This window comes from Wolbachia endosymbiont (group B) of Apotomis betuletana, from assembly GCF_947250475.1.
Lineage (GTDB): Bacteria > Pseudomonadota > Alphaproteobacteria > Rickettsiales > Anaplasmataceae > Wolbachia.
In genome coordinates this window covers 1459013-1478167 of sequence record NZ_OX366320.1, presented here as the reverse complement: position 1 = coordinate 1478167, position 19155 = coordinate 1459013, and the positions used below count along the sequence as shown (strand labels likewise).

The 19155-nt window shown below is 33.0% G+C and carries 18 protein-coding genes, 1 tRNA gene and 1 pseudogene; 6 read left to right on the top strand and 14 right to left on the bottom strand.

The genetic code is table 11. From position 1 onward, the window contains the following. Position 1 precedes the first annotated feature (1 nt). The 3 genes from OOK82_RS06880 to OOK82_RS06870 form a co-directional block, all read right to left on the bottom strand. Positions 2 to 286, bottom strand: a complete 285-nt coding sequence (locus OOK82_RS06880) for a BolA family protein (protein ID WP_039950480.1) — start codon at positions 284 to 286, stop codon at positions 2 to 4. 72 nt (positions 287 to 358) lie between these two features. Further along, complete coding sequence (gene dnaK / locus OOK82_RS06875; RefSeq protein WP_264704612.1) at positions 359 to 2281, bottom strand: molecular chaperone DnaK; 1923 nt, start codon at positions 2279 to 2281, stop codon at positions 359 to 361. 73 nt (positions 2282 to 2354) lie between these two features. Next, positions 2355 to 4112 (bottom strand): Rne/Rng family ribonuclease, encoded by a 1758-nt coding sequence (locus OOK82_RS06870; protein WP_264704611.1) that lies wholly within the window; start codon positions 4110 to 4112, stop codon positions 2355 to 2357. A 149-nt stretch (positions 4113 to 4261) separates the two neighbouring features. On the opposite strand from OOK82_RS06870, the gene rpmG reads away from it, so the two are divergent. After that, on the top strand, positions 4262 to 4462 hold the full coding sequence (gene rpmG / locus OOK82_RS06865) for a 50S ribosomal protein L33 (protein ID WP_012481745.1): 201 nt from the start codon (positions 4262 to 4264) through the stop codon (positions 4460 to 4462). A gap of 549 nt (positions 4463 to 5011) precedes the next feature. Here the strand turns inward: rpmG and OOK82_RS06860 are convergent. Then, the gene (locus tag OOK82_RS06860) at positions 5012 to 5887 is read right to left on the bottom strand and encodes a zinc ABC transporter substrate-binding protein (RefSeq protein WP_264686435.1); all 876 of its coding nucleotides are present in this window, start codon (positions 5885 to 5887) and stop codon (positions 5012 to 5014) included. Between OOK82_RS06860 and OOK82_RS06855 the strand changes: the two genes are divergently transcribed. Beyond that, positions 5879 to 6610, top strand: a complete 732-nt coding sequence (locus tag OOK82_RS06855) for a metal ABC transporter ATP-binding protein (protein ID WP_264686436.1) — start codon at positions 5879 to 5881, stop codon at positions 6608 to 6610. The two genes, OOK82_RS06860 and OOK82_RS06855, sit on opposite strands and share 9 nt — an antisense overlap. After that, a complete protein-coding gene (ubiB, locus tag OOK82_RS06850; protein WP_264686437.1) occupies positions 6607 to 8028 on the top strand; it encodes a 2-polyprenylphenol 6-hydroxylase in 1422 nt (473 codons plus the stop codon). The genes OOK82_RS06855 and ubiB overlap by 4 nt, the downstream gene beginning before the upstream one ends. 142 nt (positions 8029 to 8170) lie before the next feature. Here ubiB and OOK82_RS06845 read toward each other — a convergent pair whose 3' ends face one another. The 5 genes and pseudogenes from OOK82_RS06845 to OOK82_RS06825 all read right to left on the bottom strand — a co-directional run bounded on the left by OOK82_RS06845 (position 8171) and on the right by OOK82_RS06825 (position 12469). Further along, positions 8171 to 9643: a TomO hydrophobic C-terminal domain-containing protein gene (locus OOK82_RS06845; protein ID WP_264704610.1), complete on the bottom strand. Its 1473-nt coding sequence runs from the start codon at positions 9641 to 9643 to the stop codon at positions 8171 to 8173. A 91-nt stretch (positions 9644 to 9734) separates the two neighbouring features. Then, positions 9735 to 10682, bottom strand: coding sequence for a thioredoxin-disulfide reductase (trxB, locus tag OOK82_RS06840; RefSeq protein WP_264686439.1), 948 nt, complete (start codon positions 10680 to 10682; stop codon positions 9735 to 9737). Then, complete coding sequence (locus tag OOK82_RS06835) at positions 10669 to 11268, bottom strand: peroxiredoxin (RefSeq protein ID WP_010401485.1); 600 nt, start codon at positions 11266 to 11268, stop codon at positions 10669 to 10671. The genes trxB and OOK82_RS06835 overlap by 14 nt, the downstream gene beginning before the upstream one ends. Positions 11269 to 11414: 146 nt before the next feature. Then, positions 11415 to 12042, bottom strand: a pseudogene (locus OOK82_RS06830) (IS6 family transposase). Positions 12043 to 12088: 46 nt separating this feature from the next. Then, positions 12089 to 12469 (bottom strand): hypothetical protein, encoded by a 381-nt coding sequence (locus OOK82_RS06825; protein WP_264704609.1) that lies wholly within the window; start codon positions 12467 to 12469, stop codon positions 12089 to 12091. 161 nt (positions 12470 to 12630) lie between these two features. Here OOK82_RS06825 and ubiH point away from each other — a divergent pair, with 161 nt between their 5' ends. Next, on the top strand, positions 12631 to 13788 hold the full coding sequence (ubiH, locus tag OOK82_RS06820) for a 2-octaprenyl-6-methoxyphenyl hydroxylase (protein ID WP_264686442.1): 1158 nt from the start codon (positions 12631 to 12633) through the stop codon (positions 13786 to 13788). A gap of 231 nt (positions 13789 to 14019) precedes the next feature. Here the strand turns inward: ubiH and OOK82_RS06815 are convergent, their stop codons facing one another. Both OOK82_RS06815 and OOK82_RS06810 read right to left on the bottom strand, forming a co-directional pair. Beyond that, complete coding sequence (locus OOK82_RS06815; RefSeq protein WP_264686443.1) at positions 14020 to 14949, bottom strand: gamma-glutamyl-gamma-aminobutyrate hydrolase family protein; 930 nt, start codon at positions 14947 to 14949, stop codon at positions 14020 to 14022. Positions 14950 to 15009: 60 nt separating this feature from the next. Then, a tRNA-Phe gene (locus OOK82_RS06810) sits at positions 15010 to 15082 on the bottom strand. Between the two features lie 74 nt (positions 15083 to 15156). Between OOK82_RS06810 and coaD the strand changes: the two genes are divergently transcribed. Next, positions 15157 to 15663: a pantetheine-phosphate adenylyltransferase gene (gene coaD, locus OOK82_RS06805; protein ID WP_063630499.1), complete on the top strand. Its 507-nt coding sequence runs from the start codon at positions 15157 to 15159 to the stop codon at positions 15661 to 15663. Between the two features lie 71 nt (positions 15664 to 15734). Beyond that, positions 15735 to 15944, top strand: coding sequence for a zinc-finger domain-containing protein (locus OOK82_RS06800; RefSeq protein ID WP_006013766.1), 210 nt, complete (start codon positions 15735 to 15737; stop codon positions 15942 to 15944). Positions 15945 to 15958: 14 nt separating this feature from the next. Here the strand turns inward: OOK82_RS06800 and OOK82_RS06795 are convergent, their stop codons facing one another. The 3 genes from OOK82_RS06795 to OOK82_RS06785 all read right to left on the bottom strand — a co-directional run bounded on the left by OOK82_RS06795 (position 15959) and on the right by OOK82_RS06785 (position 19143). Continuing rightward, on the bottom strand, positions 15959 to 16585 hold the full coding sequence (locus OOK82_RS06795) for a phosphatidate cytidylyltransferase (protein WP_063630497.1): 627 nt from the start codon (positions 16583 to 16585) through the stop codon (positions 15959 to 15961). Next, a complete protein-coding gene (uppS, locus tag OOK82_RS06790) occupies positions 16575 to 17270 on the bottom strand; it encodes a polyprenyl diphosphate synthase (RefSeq protein ID WP_063630495.1) in 696 nt (231 codons plus the stop codon). The genes OOK82_RS06795 and uppS overlap by 11 nt, the downstream gene beginning before the upstream one ends. Positions 17271 to 17505: 235 nt before the next feature. Further along, the gene (locus OOK82_RS06785; RefSeq protein WP_264686444.1) at positions 17506 to 19143 is read right to left on the bottom strand and encodes a hypothetical protein; all 1638 of its coding nucleotides are present in this window, start codon (positions 19141 to 19143) and stop codon (positions 17506 to 17508) included. Positions 19144 to 19155: the final 12 nt, after the last annotated feature.

Genomic DNA, 19155 nt, shown 5'->3' with positions numbered 1-19155 from the left:
ATTATTTATTTTTTAGATTGTATTCGCTTTGCGTATACAAGTGAAGAGAAATCGCATGTAATCGCTCTATTTCACTCTTTAATAATTCATAGATCAATTTATGCCTCTTTAAAGAGCTCATTCCAGAAAAGTCGTTAGATATTAATACTAATTTGATATGTGAAGGTAGTGTCGAAGAAGAAGCAAAATAATGATCTGCATGCTTTGCTGATTCATCGATAATATTAATATCAATTACACCTATTGAATCGCGTAATTTTTCTTCTATTGTCTTAATAATATCCACAATAGTTCCTTTAAGCAACAATACGCTCCTCTTGTCATCCCACAGTATCTGGGCACTGGGATGACAATCGAATTACTTATTCTCTTCTTTATTATCTATGTCTTGATAATCAGAATCTACTACTTTTTCTTCCTTATCATTTGGATTTCCTTCTGATGAAAAGCCATTTTCAGCACTGTTTTGCTGAGATGCTTGATACATAGCTTCTCCAAGCTTCATAGAAAGTTGAGAAAGATTAGTAACCTTCTGTTGTATTGAATCAGCATCATCAATATTATCAGACTTACTAACTTCCTTTAATTCATTAACTGCATTCTCAATAGCAGATTTATCTTCTGGAGAAATTTTATCACCATATTCTGTCAAAGATTTTTCTGTAGAATGAACTAAACTATCCGCTTGATTCTTCACTTCAATAAATTTCTTACGCTTTTCATCTTCTTGTGCTTTTTCCTCAGCTTCTCTCACCATCCGATTTATTTCATCCTCCGATAAACCACCTGAAGACTGAATACGTATTTTTTGCTCTTTTCCAGTAGCTTTATCCTTTGCAGAAACATGCGCTATTCCATTTGCATCTATATCAAATGTCACCTCAATTTGAGGAACCCCGCGAGGAGCAGGTGGTATTCCTTCTAAACTAAACTGACCAAGCAGTTTATTATCAACCGCCAATTTTCTTTCACCTTGATGTACCTTAATTGTAACGGCTGTTTGGTTATCTTCTGCAGTTGAAAACACCTGAGATTTTTTTGTGGGAATAGTAGTATTACGTTCAATAAGTGGAGTGAACACTCCCCCTAGAGTTTCAATACCAAGAGAAAGTGGAGTTACGTCAAGTAGTAACACATCTCTTACATCACCTTGAATAATTCCTGCTTGTATTGCAGCCCCAATTGCTACAACTTCATCAGGGTTAACTCCTCTATGTGGATCTTTGCCAAAGAATTCTTTAACTTTCTCTATGACTTTTGGCATACGAGTCATGCCACCAACAAGAACTACTTCACCAATTTGACTAGCAGACAAACCAGCATCTTCAAGAGCTTTTTTGCAAGGAATTATAGTCCTTTCAATTAAATCATTCACTAAACTTTCAAGCTTTGCTCTTGTTAGCTTCATATTTAAGTGTTTTGGGCCACTTGCATCAGCTGTAACAAACGGTAGATTTATTTCTGTTTCCATTGCACTTGACAATTCTACCTTTGCTTTTTCTGCAGCTTCTTTGATTCTTTGCATAGCCATTGGATCGTTTTTCAAATCAATGCCATTACTTTTCTTGAATTCACCCAGTAAATAATTTACTACTGCATTATCGAAGTCTTCCCCTCCAAGGTGAGTATCACCATTTGTAGCCTTTACTTCAAAAACTCCGTCACCTATTTCAAGAACTGAAACATCAAATGTACCACCACCAAGATCATACACTACTATTGTGTGTCCGTGCTTTTTATCAAGACCATAAGCAAGTGCTGCAGCAGTTGGTTCGTTAATTATTCTGAGGACATTTAATCCAGCAATTTTTCCTGCATCTTTTGTTGCTTGACGTTGAGAATCATTGAAGTACGCCGGCACTGTTATCACAGCATCCTTTACTTCTTCCCCAAGATAAGCCTCAGCTGCTTCTTTCAGGTTTTGTAGTATAAATGCACCAATTTGACTAGGAGAGTATTCTTTACTATCAGTTGTTTTAACCCATGCATCACCATTTTTTGCTGCAAATACCTTATACGGTACACCTAGATTCTTCATTTCAGGATCGCTATATTGGCGACCTATCAATCTCTTAGTTGCAAAAAAAGTATTACTTGCATTGGTAGTTGCTTGCCTTTTTGCTGGAGCACCAATCAACCTTTCTCCAGATGAAGTAAATGCAACTATAGATGGAGTAGTTCTTGCTCCTTCTTTATTCTCAATTACTTTTGTATCCTTGCCTTGCATTATTGCAACACAAGAATTTGTTGTTCCAAGATCTATACCTATCGCTCTTCCCATAATGAATACTCCCTTTTAAATATTATCTGATGTAAAATATATAAGTATAAAACTCGTTAATTACAAGTCCCGTTTAGTTGTTAGAGCCCAAAAGGCGCGAAAGCCATTTAGTTAACCAAAAGTTGCCCGGTAGTTTATCTGAACTACCAGCCTCTTTATCCCTGCTATTCACAATTTGACATCCAGAATTCTGCAATGGCTTATAATCATTAAAATTAATATGGTCTCCTTGCTTTAAAATAAATGTATCTGCATCTAAACTATTATCAATACTAACATTTAATGTAATATTGAACTCTTTTTCGATTGTAGAAACCATATCACGCTTATTATTAAAAATGTGCGCTATAACTGCACTGCGTGCTATTAAATCAAAGGACTTATTTTGATTTTTATTAGCAATATGTTGCAAATCCCTTAGTATCGATGCAACAACCACTTCGTTTGATTTCACTCTTCCAATACCTTTACAGCGTAAGCACTCTGTAGTATTAATTTCCTGTATATTTGGTTTAATTCTTTGTCTTGAAAAGACCATTAAACCAAAGTCATTGATAAAGCTAAATTGAACTTTAGCTCTATCATCTTTAAACGCCTGCTTGATAGCAAATTCAACATTTTTGCAATACTCAAGTTTCAACATGTCAATAAAATCAACAACTATTAACCCTGATAAGCCCCTGAGATTCGCTTGCCTTGATATTTCAGATAATGCCTCCATATTAGTTCTATAAGCTGTTTCTTCTATGTTATCTTCTCCTGTCATTTTCCCTGAATTTACGTCTATTGAAACAAATGCCTCAGTTAAGGTTATCACCAAAGACCCACCAGATGGTAATTCTACTCTATTGCTATATAATTCAGAAATTTGATCTTCGACTCGATAGTAAGTAAAGATTGGAACAGAACCTCTATATAATCTAGGACGTAATTTTCCTTGTAACACATTTTTAGTGTATTTTCTTACCGCTTCACAAACTTCTCTATCAGATACTATAATTTCTGTATCATTACTACAAAAGTCACGTACAGATCTCATAACTACATCTGCTTCGTTGTAAATTAATGATGGAACATTTAAAGAAGAGAAGTTTTGCTGGATATTTTGCCATAATAAGGTCAAATTATCGTAATCTTGCTCAATTTCTTTCTTACTTTTTCCTGCACCAACAGTTCTTACTATTAAACCTGAGCCTTTTGGTAAATTTATTGAATTTAATATATCCTTTAACTGTTTTCTAACGTTGGTATCTTCAATTCTGCGAGATACTCCACCCCTACTTATGGAATTGGGCATGAAAACACAGTATCTACCGACCAAAGTTACGTATGTTGTAAATGAAGCTCCTTTATTTCCTCGTTCTTCTTTAGTTAATTGAACCAATAACTTTTGATTTACTGAAATCACATCTTGTAACTTATATTTTCTATGTAAAGGTACCTCCCTCACAAAACCACTGCTGGATTCATTACTAGCTGTAGAATCCAGGCCTTCTTCTGTGCAATTATCATTTGAACAGTCCACACCGCTCGAATAGCCTTCGTCAGGGAAAATTTCCTTCTCTTTTTCTGGAATATTAAAGTAATTTAGAGATATCTCAGAAAAAGACAAAAAACCTTGCTTATTTTTTCCATACTCAATGAACACGGCCTGCAAAGCAGGCTCTATACGCTTTACATAAGCAACGTATATATTACCTCTTAATTGTCTTTTTTCCTTGAATTCTTGTTCAAACTCTACAACCCTACCATTAACTAGTAGGGCAACCCTTACCTCGTTAGAACAGGTAGTACTTTCTATCAATAATAACCTTTTGCCATCACTCGCCACTTATTTACCGTCTGCTTTTCATTCTGAAATCTTTTTATACTACTTAATATATTATTGATTGTCAAGAATTTTGCGACCTGCATTATTGGGTTGACTTTCAGTGTTTTGCGTTCTAAACTTGCATAGAGTTTATTATATCACTAACAATTATGGCGAAAAAAAATGCTTCTTTGCTTGTCAAGCTAGTTAGCACTGCAACTAAAACAACAAAAACTGGAGAAGAGAAACTAACAGGCTATTTTTGTGTAAAAAAACGTAATCCTAAGAACCTTCCCAAAAAGCTCGAGTTTAGGAAGTATGACCCAGTGGTCAGAAGACACGTATTATTTAAAGAAGAAAAATTAAAGTAAGTTTATTGTTATATATAGTTTATAATCAAGTTATACTCTAATAATAGAGCTCAGAGATATAATGGAAGGGAAGGTGAAACTCATAGTGTTGATCATTACACAATTAATAAACATAAAGTATAAAACACAGAAAACGCTCTAAAACCTAAAGTGTCACACGTTAGTAGGTCAAAAATCTAAGGGTTTTCCTTAGAGGGTTTATTGGACTAGATCGGATCAATATATAAACGTAAAAATAACCTGAGCTTGCCTAATATAAAAAGGTTCATGTAATTTGAATACAGAGTAAGCAGTAAAATGGCAAAATAAAATAGATAAAAAAATAGAAGTAAATGCAGACACTGATTTTTCATAAATCAAAAGGTGTGCTAAGAATTCCAGCATCACGTGTATAGCCGTGCGGACATTGTGGTAATTTGCGTAGTAGAAGGTGTCATCCCAGTACTTGATACTGGGATGATATACTTCTGGTAGATAATGTCGGTATAGTTGTGATTGGAATAGAAAGCACTAAGTTTGCAATGCTATCTGAATAGATAAAAGAACTCATTACTCAGTGAAACAAGACTTGAAATTTTGTGCAATGCTGCTGATTATATCTAGATATGCATCCTTTCCAGGCTCTACATCTGATCCAATAGGATCAAGAATCACCATTTTTACGTCACTAGAAAAGACATTAGGCTTTATGCTATCCTCTCGTGAATGAGAAACAATACATTTAACGTTTTCCTCTTTCATTACCTTTTTTAATTTCATTAAACTCTTCATACCTATGTAAGAATCCTCTTCTATAGAAAGAATGGCGCTTGGGTAACTTAAATCAAAATATTTTTCGAAATATTGATAAGCATCGTGAGTAACTATGTATTTTTGATTTTTTAACTCATCCAATTCTTTCGTAATTTTTTCTACTTCTTGGTCTATCTTTCTTATAGCCTCCTCTGCGTTAGTATTGTATCGATAGGTATTTTCTTTATCTATATTAGATAATGTTGCACTGATAGAAAGTATCATACTTTTTGCATTTTTAGGACTCAGCCAAATATGCAAATCTTTTTCATCTTGAATGTGACTAGAAAATGAATGTGGTCGAGCAGGAAGTAGATCGATTGCACTTGATAGCGGTATTAACTTCTTATTTTCTTTAGCGAAAGTTTTAACAAATGTTTCCAAAGAATCATCGATATAAAATATAATATTACTAGATTCTAATTTACTTGCATCTGAAGGCCTGAGCATGTAGTTATGTTCAGACACTATTTCGTACATTAGTAACTCTGGCTTTGAAATTCCATCTGTAACAGAAGCTACAAGTGAGTGTATAGGTTTGATTGTAGCTACAATTTTTAAATTGGATGAAAAGGCACTATTGTAGTATAGTGTAAGTGAAAGTAATAGAAAAAAAATCAGTAAATGTCTCATATAAATATTGAGAAGAAGTCAATTTTTGACAAAAAATTAAGTAATGTCAATAACTGCATTCTAAAAATAGAAAACCTTACTCTTGCACATGGTAGTAAAAAAGTTCTTGATAATATCAATATATCAGTAGAAAGAGGAGATATAGTTACAATACTTGGTCCAAATGGCGGAGGTAAAACCTCTTTAGTGAAAGCAGTTGCTGGTATAAATAAAGGCTATATTGGCAGTATTTTATTTGCCGATAATGTAAAAATTAGCTATATGCCACAAAATTTTAGTATTGGTAATTTGATGCCAATAACAGTTGAGTCTTTCCTTTTCAATAGCTCCTCGAAGAGATTCAAAAAAAATCAATCTATCGTTACAGAAGCGATAGAATTGGTTGGCATCGGTAACATTTTAAAGAATCAAGTATTAGAAATTTCTGCAGGACAAACACAACTACTGCTACTTGCACGTTGTTTAATTTCAGAATCTGATTTGATCATTTTAGATGAACCAGTCAGTGCAATGGATATTAACGCACGAGCTAAATTTTATGATATTATAAATAAAATCGCAAAAGAACGATCAGTGTCGATTCTCATGACTTCTCATGACCTTAACTCTGCTCTACCATCCTCAGATTACATAATTTGCATAAATAATACTATCTATTATCAAGGTAAACCTGATGAAATTATGGAGATAAATGAAATATTTGGCAGTTACGCAGCGAAATGATTCAAAATATTCTACGTCTTCTGCAAATAACTACAGTGCTAACACGCTACAATGTGTTACCTTATTTACTTCCACCATCAAAAAAATCAATAAATAAAATACAAGGTCATAAACTAAAGCGTGCTCTTGAAAAATTAGGTCCGGTGTTCATTAAATTTGGGCAATCCATTTCATCACGCACTGATATTTTAAATGAGGACATAACAAATAACTTGCTATTGATATGTGATAGATTGCCATCATTTTCGTATAAAATCGCAGTTAAAACTATAGAAAGTGAGTTTAATTGTAAATTAAGCGACATTTTTTCAAGTTTTTCTGAAAAGCCAATTGCAGCAGCATCAATTTCTCAGGTGCATAGAGCAGTTACAATTGAGGGTAAGGAAGTTGCTGTAAAGGTTTTGAGGCCAAATATTGAGAAAACATTCTCAAGGGATATAAAAATGCTTTCTTGGCTTGCAGAAATTGCAGAAAAATTTAGTGAACAATCAAAAAGGCTGAAGCCAGTTGAATTAGTCAAAACTTTTGCTGAAATTTGCCGATTAGAGTTAGATCTACGCTTTGAGGCTGCCCACTCTTCGGAACTGAAGGAAAATACTAAACATGACAGAGGTTTCTACGTACCTGAAATAGATTGGAGTAGAACTTCAAAAAAGGTTTTAACATTAGAATGGATGGAAGCTATACCAATATACGAAGTTGAAAAGCTGAATAACCGCAAGCAAATAGCTATCAATCTTATAGAATCATTTTGTAATCAAGTGTATAGGGATTGTTTTTTTCATGCTGATATGCATCCAGGAAATCTAATGATCGATAGTAATAACAATATTATTGCCCTGGATTGTGGAATCATGGGTAGAATAGATCGTGAGACATGCTATTATGTTATAGAGATACTCAAAGGCTTTTTAAATAGGGATTATGATCACGTTGCAAAAATGCACTTTAGAGCCGGTTATGTTCCATCACAGCATAGAAATTTTGTTACAGCTTGCAGAGCAATAGGTGAGCCCATTGTTGGACAGCCTATACAGAAGATTTCATTTGCTCGATTACTTACTCAGCTACTAAAAATAACTGGTGATTTTGATATGAAAGTTCAAACACAATTGTTATTGCTGCAGAAAACTATGATTTTATTAGAAGGAACATGTAGGAAAGTCTATCCAGAAATCAATATGTGGAAAGTAGTTGAAACATGGATAAACAGTCAACATGAAAGTAAAATAGGGTATAGGGAAAAAATTAAAAGCTCTTATCCCATCAAAACAATTCAAGGAATATTTAGCCTTATAGAAAAATTAAACCTAATAGCTGACAAAAAATTACAAGTGAAAAATAGATCAAATGGAAAAGCCTACTTTTTACTTTGGTCTGTAATTATAATTCTCATCGTTAAATTTTTAATTTCTTGAACTAAAAGATAATAAAAGCAAGTTTACAACAACTATTTAAGTCTTGAAACCACTCAGGTTCACATTCACTCGAATTATCAAGGTATTTTCAGGATGTATAAAACTTTCAGTAGAGTTTAGAGAAGAAGTAAAAACCTTAACTTCATCCTAAACTGATAACATTACCAAGCTCAGTGCTTGTCACATCACTCAGTACTGTACTTGCTTTATATGAACAGTAGCACCCAATTGCAATGAAAACAAGTGCAGCTACAGCAAGTGAAATACATATTTCTAAATTCGATATTGTTAAACATGCACCAACAGCAAACGCTCCAGATAACACAAAAGAAGCATAGGCATAGTTACTTTGCCTTCTATTATAAATGTTTGCTTCTGAAAGTTTTCTGTTTTTGTTCTTTAAGTCTTGATTTTGAGCTTGAAGTTCTGATCTCTCTTGCCTAAAATTCCTTTCTAACTGTGAAATTTTGTTAGTGTCTCTTTCACTTACAACCCTATTCAGCTCTTTCTCTTTTTCTGTAAGTCGAATTTTTGTTCTTTCAAGCTCATTTCTAAGGTTTTCGAGCTGCTGCAATTCTTGAGCAATCAAATCGTCGTTTATTTCCGGGGCAACATTATGTACATTTGCTGAAGACTGTTCCACAGTTGCAGGGAATTTTCCATTTAGATATTCTCTGACAGGATTAAAACTTTTAAGCAACTCAATAACAACTTGATCATTCATAAAGCAATTATCTTCTACTAATTTTTTTATATCATCCAAATCTTTTCTATTAATAGCATCAGTTAATCGCTCTTTCATAACTTGCTCAATTATTTGCTTCACCCATAGATTTTGCTCTATAGCTGATATTGGCTTTATTTGACTAAAATCTAGCTCCTTATGTTTTAAAAGTTTTCTCAATACTTCTTCGTTACTTTCTGTTATTCCTTGTAAACATGATTTGATAATCAGGCTAAGTGGTGTTTCTATTTCTCCATTTGAATTTCTTTTCCAACAATTAGGGTTGAGTTCTTGATTTAATAGTTCTTTTGCTCGGTCAATATTTCTGTTAGAAAGAGCATTCAATAATTGTTTTCCTGTTTCTGCTTTTTGTATTTCTATGATCAAATGCTCAGCACGATCTTTTTTAGCACATTCCTCAGGATCTTGAAGTCTTTTATTTAGTAGATACATCATTATTCTCGGATGACTTAGTAAGAGTTGTAACACTTTCCTTTGTTGAAAGGACATTGCTAGATGCAAAGCTGTATTGCCATCACCTTTTTTTTGAATATTAACATCTATGCTTCGGTGAAGTAGAAGTAACCTAATCATACTCTGATATTCTTTTTCTTCTTCTGTTTCAGAGCCTGCAGATAAATCATAAATTATAGATATCAAAGGTGTCATGCCTTCTTCATTAAACGCATTAACATCCGCACCTTCTTGCAATGCTTGTTGAAAATGATTCAAAGCTTCTTCAGGTGTTACTCTTTCATCATCAGTGCCTTGAAATTGAATAGCTTTAAATAATTTTTTTGTTGATTGTCCTGAAGTTGTTTGATTTTGAGCTCGTAATCCTGTATCATTAACAACACTTCTTCTAAAACCTACATTACTTCTCGAAAGCATACTAAATTCTCCTCAATCTATAATTTATTAACATAATTATAAAAAAAACAAAGAAAATTGCAAGTAATTTAGTTAAAAATTTTAGAACTAATTATGATTCCAAAAATTTTTCTGCATCAAGTGCAGCCATGCACCCTGTACCTGCTGCAACTACTGCCTGGCGATATACCTTATCTTGAACATCACCAGCAGCAAACACCCCTGCCCTACTGGTTAGAGTTGTTCCAGGTTTCGTAATTATATAACCTTGCTGATCCATTTCAACAAAGCCCTTAAAAATACCTGTATTTGGTGCATGCCCAATTGCAATGAACACTCCATCTACTTTCAATTCCTGGGTTTTATTGATGTCTGTCGATTTAATTGTAATGCCAGTAACTTTTTTAGGATTTTCTTCTCCAAGAATCTGCTCTACGGTATGATTCCATATTACCTTTATCTTATCATTTTTAAAGAGCCTGTCTTGCATTACTTTCTCTGCTCTTAACTTATCACGCCTGTGTATCAGTATAACTTCCTTAGCAAATCGAGTTAAAAATATTGCTTCTTCAACAGCAGTATTTCCACCACCAACCACAGCTACAACTTTATTTCTAAAAAATGCACCATCACAAGTTGCGCATGCCGAAACTCCGTAACCTTGAAATTTCTTTTCACTCTCCAGGCCAAGCCACTTCGCTTGCGCACCAGCTGCGATTATAATTGCATTCGAATAGTAGTCACTAGCATTACCACAAGATCTAAATCCATATTCACCAGAACCTTCAAGTTGTTCTACACTTTTTATCTCATCGTCTATTATTCTTGCTCCCGCCTTCTCTGCATGCAACCTCTTTTGTTCCATGAGTTCTGGACCTTGTATAGAAATAAAACCTGGATAGTTTTCAACATCCGTAGTAATTGTAAGCTGACCACCAGGTTGCATTCCTGTTACTACAATTGGCTCTAAATTTGCACGTGCTGCATATATAGCAGCAGCATAACCCGCTGCTCCAGATCCAATAATAAGAACTTTTGTACTCAATTTATAATTCTGCACTGTGTGAGTTTAGATAATCAGCCACTCCTTCATCGCTTGCCTGCATTGCTGGCTTACCTTTTTTCCACCCTGCTGGACATACTTCACCATGCTCTTCATTATGTTTTATTGCATCAATAATTCTAATAAACTCATCGATATTACGCCCTAAAGGAAAATCATTTATCGATTGATGACGTACAACAAACTTATCATCAATAACAAAAGTTGCTCTTAGTGCAATTGAGTCATCATATAAGACCCCATAGTCTCTTGATATAGACTTTTTGATATCAGACACTAAATTGTAGCTAACCTCTCCAATACCACCATCATTAACTGGAGTGTTTCGCCATTTATAGTGTGAAAATTTTGAATCTATACTTATTCCTATCACTTCAACATTACGTTTTGAAAAATCTTCTATTTTGTTGCTAAATGATATCAACTCAGTTGGACAGACAAAAGTAAAATCAAGTGGATAGAAAAAAAGGACAGCATACTTATCCTTTATATGTTTACTTAAACAAAAATCATCAACTATTTTTCCACTAGCAAGAACAGCCGAAGCAGTAAAATCGATAGCGGATTTTGTTACAAGATTCATAACTAACCTATTCATTCTTAATATTTATAATTTTATACCTTGATACATTTACATGCAAGTTTTCTTTAGCCCCAATCCTATAAAAACGGTTCTGTCGAATCTATAAACCATAGGAAAGAAGATCATTAAAGGTGGGATTATAGGAGTTATGAAGCCATTAACATAGCAAAATTCTCAAAAGTAGAAACATTATTTTAATAATTCGTCTTTTTTGAATCATACGAATATTTTCTATGCCTGTGATGGTAATCTTGGCGGAATGGAAGCTTTTAAACCCAAGCATTGGCTTTATTAGTTTTTTGATAAATCTATCAACAATATTATTTAGATATTTTATTTGAAGAACTGTAATCTTCAGAAATTTCTGCATTCAAATCATCAAGAGCAGCAGTATTACTGCCGCTTTTATCAATTACAATTTTCTCAGGAAGATAGTTACTCCTGAAGGCTTTACGAAAGAATGCAAGTGCTGCAGACTTGTCTCTACTAACACACAAGAGGAAGTCTACAGTATATAAATAAACCCATTTACCGTTTAATTTAATGTAAGTCTCTCCAACTACTACCAACCTGCTTCTTTCTTTTCCTTACTGCCTCATCTATCAGTGGTGATAACCCACCTTTGTAACGTAGCATTTTGCTCCCCTTATACTCATCATTTCTTCCAAATCTCGATAGCTCAAAGAGAATCGACATTTCATGTATACAGATAACATCCGCTGAAAAGCTAAATCCTTTGAAATATGGCAACAATTTTTGATTGATACGAAACATCTTTGCTTTTTTTTTAGACAATTATATCATTCTTCTTTCTACTTCCCTACAAATGCGACAGAACCTTTTCATGATACTGTTTATAATCCTCAAGACTCTTTGATATTTTGCCTTTTAACTCTTCTTGCGAATCTTTGCTTTTTAACGTTTCTTGCAAATTTTTGTCTTTTAACAACTCGTTAGCTTTAGATTTTTCAATTTTTTGCTTCCATTCATCATACGTATATTTACCACGTTGTGTATCTTGACACTCGCCTCCTACATTAAATAGTTCTTCATTACAGATTTTATCACCCTGATAAAAGTAATCGCTTATATTAATTTTATCGCTAGTTAAAGTTTGTCTAATTGCTGCTTTATTTTCTGCAAGTTCTTCTCTGTACTTGCTAATGCAATTTAGTAATTCTTTTTTGCAATCTGTAGTCATAAGCTGTTTCCTTTAATAAAATAAAACCTATTTTAGCATGAAATAATTAATACTTTATTACTAATCTGAGGTATACTAAGGTAGTGATAAGAAGTCCAGCATCTACAAAGTTTGTTTAAACTATTTTCAAAACGAATAAAATGTAATTTTAGGTAAATAAAATGAATTACGATGTAATCATTTCAGGTGGTGGGCTAATTGGTCTTATTACTGCTATTGGCCTGAGTAATGACTCTGTATCTGTAGCCGTAATTGAGAAAAATAGTTTACCACGTGCAGTTGATGATAATCGAGCATTTGCTATTTCTCAAGGGTCAAAAAAAATACTAGAAAAATTAGGAATTTGGCAGTTCTTAGAAGATGAAGCTGAACCAATACTTGATATATGCATATTAGATGGAGATAGCCCATTTACTGTTCATTATGACCATAAAATGGTTGGTGAAGAGCCAATGGGTTATGTAATCAAGAGCGCTATTATATGGAATGCAATTAATAATAATTTTTTGCATAAACTCAATATATATTCTCCACGTTTCTATAAAACAATCGCTTGTGACGAAGGATACGTGGAAGTTACTCTTGATAATGATCAAAAATTGATATCATCGCTATTTATCTGCGCTGAAGGTAAAAACTCTAAGCTGCCAGAGTTGTTTTCTATAACAATAATAAAATTTGATTATAAACAAAATAGCATGGTATTTAATGTAAAACATGAACTACATCACCAAAACTTAGCTGTAGAGAGGTTTTTTCCTGGTGGTCCATTTGCAATTTTGCCAATGAAAGGTGGCTATACTTCTTCAATAGTTTGGACAGAAAAATGCGAAATTTCAAAAATGCTGATGAGCTTATCTGAAGAGGAGTTTATCATAGAACTCAAAAAAAGATTTGGTTCTTATTTGGGAGAAATTGAATTAGAGGGTGAAAGAAAATCTTACCCTTTGAGTTTTACTTTTGCGAGAAAGCTTCATAAAAGCAGAATTTTGCTTATTGGCGATGCAGCACATTCAATCCATCCAGTTGCAGGTCAAGGACTTAACCTTGGAATGAGAGATGTAGAGAGTGTTATTAGACAAATAACTGCTGCAAAATCCTCTGGCATTGATGTTGGCAGTAATTATCTATTGAAGAAAATTTCACGTGATAGATACTTTGATAATTTTACTATGGCACTTGCAACTGATGGACTAAATAGAATATTTTCCAACAGAATACTTTGCGTTAAAGTTCTGAGCAATCTTGGTTTAATGGTAGTTGAAAATTCAGATTTTCTTAAAAAACGCTTCATTCGTCACGCTATGGGGTTTATATAAATCATTAGATTTCTTTCATCATAATCAGGTGTCATTAGAGTAGTTGACACTGGAGCCCAAATTCCATAATGTCATGCCAGTGCCCAGACACTGGCATCCAGAAAAATTTATAAGCAAACTTGAGCTTATGCTAAATTTGATGAAATGAAAAACTGAATTCCAGCGTCACGCACTGGAATGACAAGAAAAAGGGTACTGGCATGACATTAAATGATTTTCCTTATTTTAGCATTAAACGCGGTGAAGAAAATCATTTATAATCGCTATAGCAACTAGTGTTGAAACCTGACGTACCTTTTGGCTTGACAAACGAGAGTTTTTATCTGATTTGACAACAAGGGCTTCTAGATGACTTTGAAAGTAAATATTACCATGCTTATCTTCGATAGCTTCTATTACCCCGTCATTTGCAAATGCTGCAATTTTATATCCAAGTAGCTCTAGCCTTCTTCTATTCTCTGTAGTATTACTTACTGTACCTGAATGAGCATTCGGAAAATAAGTTGAAAACCAGCCATTTTGATTAGGTAGTAAAAATCTAGCTACCACTTTTTCCAAACGACTACCTGGAACAATTTTTATCTGCTGAAGAGGTATATTCTCTTTTTGTGCTGATTTTAAATGATTCTTCTCATCATTAACAACATTTGTTACTTCAATTTCTTTTGCATACATAATGTCTTGTAAACCACCGCATATGGCAAGCAAATGAATTGTAGGATTGTCATCTACTATTTTTACAATTGCTTCATTCACAAGCTGGCGGTAAGGGTTAAGAGCTGAATGAAAGTTATCTGAAATAAATATTCTGTTTATCTTTTGCTTTTTGATAAATTTTGCAACTTCAACTTTTATTCGATCTAGTATCAGCTTTTTTGCCAATATTTCATCTTGTTTTGCAAACTCTTCTTGGATTTCTTTTAGATTAATTATTTTGTCGTAGTCAATGAATATAGTTTTAACCCCAAAATTATTGAATATCTCATAGATATTTTGAGATTCATCTGTTTTCAATAAACCAACAATTATATTATAATTTACTGCATTCTCTGCTGTCAAAGCAGATGGTTCTTTGTTTGCTTTTTCACTATAAGCGATATTACTTAATAGTAGAAATGTAATTAATAGTATATTAAATATTCTATTGTAACATTTATACATTATTTCCTAAATAATTATATTAATACTATAATATACTATAGAACATTAAGAAAAAGAATGTGGCCTGAGCAGGAATCGAACCAGCGACACAAGGATTTTCAGTCCTTTGCTCTACCAACTGAGCTATCAGGCCAACTACGTACTTTCATTTTTAGACAAAAAACGTTATCATGTCCATCAAAAGTTTTTGAAGTATAGAAACAAAGAATGAACATTAATAACAAAATAGGAATTTATCCTGGTACATTTGATCCTATAACTTTGGGGCACCTTGACATAATAAAAAGAGCATGTAAGCTAGTCGATAAGTTAGTAATTGGTGTTGCAGAAAATGTTAACAAACATACTAGTTTCAACATAAATCTACGCACAAGCATGGCTGAAAATGAAGTGAAAGGACTAGGAATTGACGCAGATGTCATATCTTTCAATGGATTATTAATGAATTTTGCCAAAGAGCAAAATGCTTCTGTTATTATCAGGGGGCTCAGAGCAGTATCAGATTTTGATTATGAATTTCAAATGAGCTGGGTAAACTATAAACTCCTTCCTGAAATCGAAACTATATTTCTTCCTGCATCTGAAGATACTCAATTTATCTCATCAGTTTTTGTGAAAGAAATAGCGAGATTAGGAGGAGATGTTAGCAATTTTGTATCAAAAAGTGTCCAAAGCGAATTGATTAATCTAAATAGGGTAAAAAATGGAGAATAAATATTTGTTGTTTTCTCCACTTCAAAGCGGTTATGCTCGATGTACAAAATACTATAAAATAAAGGAGCAGTATGTCAGAAGTGAGGGATAATAATCTAATAGTTTGCTGCCGTGGTGATGAGAATGATGATGGTTCTGGTCATCCAGTAGTATATTTACATAAAGAAGGAGAAATGTATTGTCCTTATTGCAGTAAGCCCATGAGTGAAATAGTAAACTCCGAAGAATTTCAATTTGTTGAGGTGAAAGCAGTGAATAAAAAGGAAAGGACCAAAGGTTAATAGCACTTCATTCTTTAGCTTATGTAAATAGCAATAAAGGGGGCAGTAAAGATGAAACTGTCCATACGGTCAAGTACTCCTCCATGGCCTGGTATAATACCTCCACTATCTTTAACATTGTAAACTCTTTTGATGAGTGACTCAGTGAAATCTCCAAGTTGGGCTAGAATAGCAACTATCAAACCAATTATTGGAGAATAAAAAATTGGAAATAAACTCAAAAATATTGAGCCAAAAATTGCACACACTATTCCAGCTAAGACTGCACCAAAAAGTCCTAACCAAGTTTTCCCAGGGCTAATGATTGGACAAATTCTAGTTTTACCAAAATTTTTGCCGAAAAAATAGGCAGCAATATCGATGCTCCAAATAGTTAAGATAAGCCATACTAATGCATATTTTCCCTGTGGTAGATTATATAGGCATATTAGCGAGGCATTTGGTAGTGCGATTAATAGTAATGCGAAAATGTATAAGATTCTATTGCCCTGAGTTAGATTATACCATTCAAAAGAAGATAAAACTGCAATTGAAAAAATTAGTAGATAAAATGATAAATCACTGAAATATGTAGCAAAAGAAAATATGAGTAATATTACTATTGAGGACAATATTCTAACCATAAAGTTATTATCTACCATATTTTTTTTCTCTTTTTGTATAATCTTCTAGTGCTTTGGTCAAATCTTGACAAGAAAAATCGGGCCACAAAGTATCACAAAAATACAATTCAGCATAAGCTGCTTGCCATAATAAAAAATTGCTTAACCTTTTTTCGCCACCAGTGCGAATTAATAAATCCAATTTTGGCAAATCTTTAGTATACAGAAATTTTTCAAATTCCTCTTCCAATACGCAATCAATATTTCCTTTTATGACGTTGTTGATAGCATGTATAATTTCCTGCTTTGCTCCATAACTAACTGCAACAGTGAGTAATAGACCATCGTTCTTATGTGTCACTTCTTCTGCTTTTTTGATTTGATCGAATATTTTACTGGGCAATAGACTTAAATTGCCAATAAAATTTAACTTAATGTTACAATTGTAAATGAATTTCATTTTATCTTCATTAGTTAAAGTGGAGTAAAATAAATTAAATAGGTAGTCTGTTTCGTTTTCAGATCTGAGCCAATTTTCCATGGAAAATGCATACAAAGTTAAGTAAGGTATGGCCAGGACTGTGCAATGCTTAGCAATATCAAATGCAACCTCACTGCCTTTTCTATAGCCATCAATTTTTACCCTTCCTTGATTGTTTGCCCACCTACCATTACCATCCATAATAATTGCTAGATGTTTTGGCAGAGATTCTAGATTCAACATTTGAATTCAACCTGTTCTAATTAGCTTAATGTCTATATCTCTGTATGAAACGTTCACTATATCCACCTAAAACTATATTATTACTGAAAAATCATTGATAGTCTATATTACAAAAATTTTCTCAACCTCGGTGTCAGCTGCCAGTGATTTTACCAAGAAAATATAGTAAAAATAGTCTGATATAGATGGTTTTACGATATAGTGAAATTATTATAAACAAATGAATTTAGTGGTGTTAGGAATACCTGGCTCTTTTATTTGGATTTATATTCTCAATAACCTGCTCTAAAGATAAATTATATAATTTTGACACAGGTTCTTCGCATTCAGTATATCTTTTAAATGTAGGGAGTGGTATAAGTGACTCTATATTTATGTCCAGCTCTTGGGGAACATATTTAATTATATCTTCGTAAATACGTTCCTTGTTGTTCAAGTAATCGATATTAATATCTGTAATTTTACCAGCTTTACGCAGGAGTATAGCAAGCCTCAAAGTCGACTTTACGCTAGGTTTAAAATTTTTAAATATATTGACAAATACCTTACCAGTAACATTATCTGTTATTGCTTTTAGCTCTTTAGTGGTAACAGAATTGATGCCCTTAACAACATCTTGATCTTCTAGTACTTTTATAATATCTTGAGAACTAAACTTATTAAATATGAGTTCTAATTTCTCAGGAGCAATTGAATTGATGCAATCAACAATTTTTTGATCTTTTAGTGTTTTTATAATATTTTCAAAACTAAAATTCCCATTATTAAATATGAGTTCTAATTTCTTAAGAGCAATCGAATCGATGCAATCAACAATTTTCTGATTTTCTAGTAATTCTATTGTATCTACACAGTTAAGCTTATCACTATAAAATATGAGTCGAAATTTTTCAATGTTAAAAGAAATGATATTCTCAACAACCTCCTGATTTTTTAGTAGTATTATAATATCGCTAAGAAGAAACTTATCATTACAAAGTATGAATTGAAGTTTTTCATAATCAATAAAATTGATGTGCTTAACAAGCTCTTGATTTTCTAGCAACCTTATAACCTTGTGACTGCTACTAGCATACTTGCTACTATTAAACTTATCACTATTATGAATGAGTTCAAATTTTTCATAATCAATAAAATAGAGGTATTCAACAACTCTTTGATTTCCTAATAACTCTATAATATTTTCACCACTAAACTTATCACTCTTGAGTATAAGTTGAAGCTTTTTATCATCAAGAGAGTTAATTCGATCAATAGAACTCGAATCTTTTAGTAATTCTGTAACATTTTGCTCACTAAGCTTACCATCACTCTCAACTATCATCCATTGAATAAAACGGATATTCCTAATAGCATTTTGATTTTCTAGTGGTATTCCCACATCTGCATCGTTGCAAAACTGAACATCATCAACATGTTTTTCATTAATTCCTTTATTTCCTAGTGCTTCTTTAGCGAAGCTATTCGGATCATTTTTTTCATCTTCCTCGTAATCATAATATCCATAATCTTCTTCATTCTCCTCACTATCACTACTTTCGAATTCATTGTTGATATTGCAAACCTTCCCACCTTTTAGTATTTCTAGAATATTGTGCTCCGCAGGTGCATCATTTAGCATGGACCTAAACATTTCATCATCGTAATCGTTGATGTGATTAACAATGCTCTCATCTGATAGTAATTCTTCAATACCTTTGTAACTAAACTTATTATTATACTTGCATAAGATTTTAAGTTTACTGTAATTCATTGAATTGATGCCATCAACAACTCTTTGATTTGATAGTAATTCTCTGTTATAAGTCTTACATATCAGTTGAAGTTTTTCGTTATATAAGTCTTCTGCATTGCCTGCCTTATCAAAATCCATAATCTTATTTCA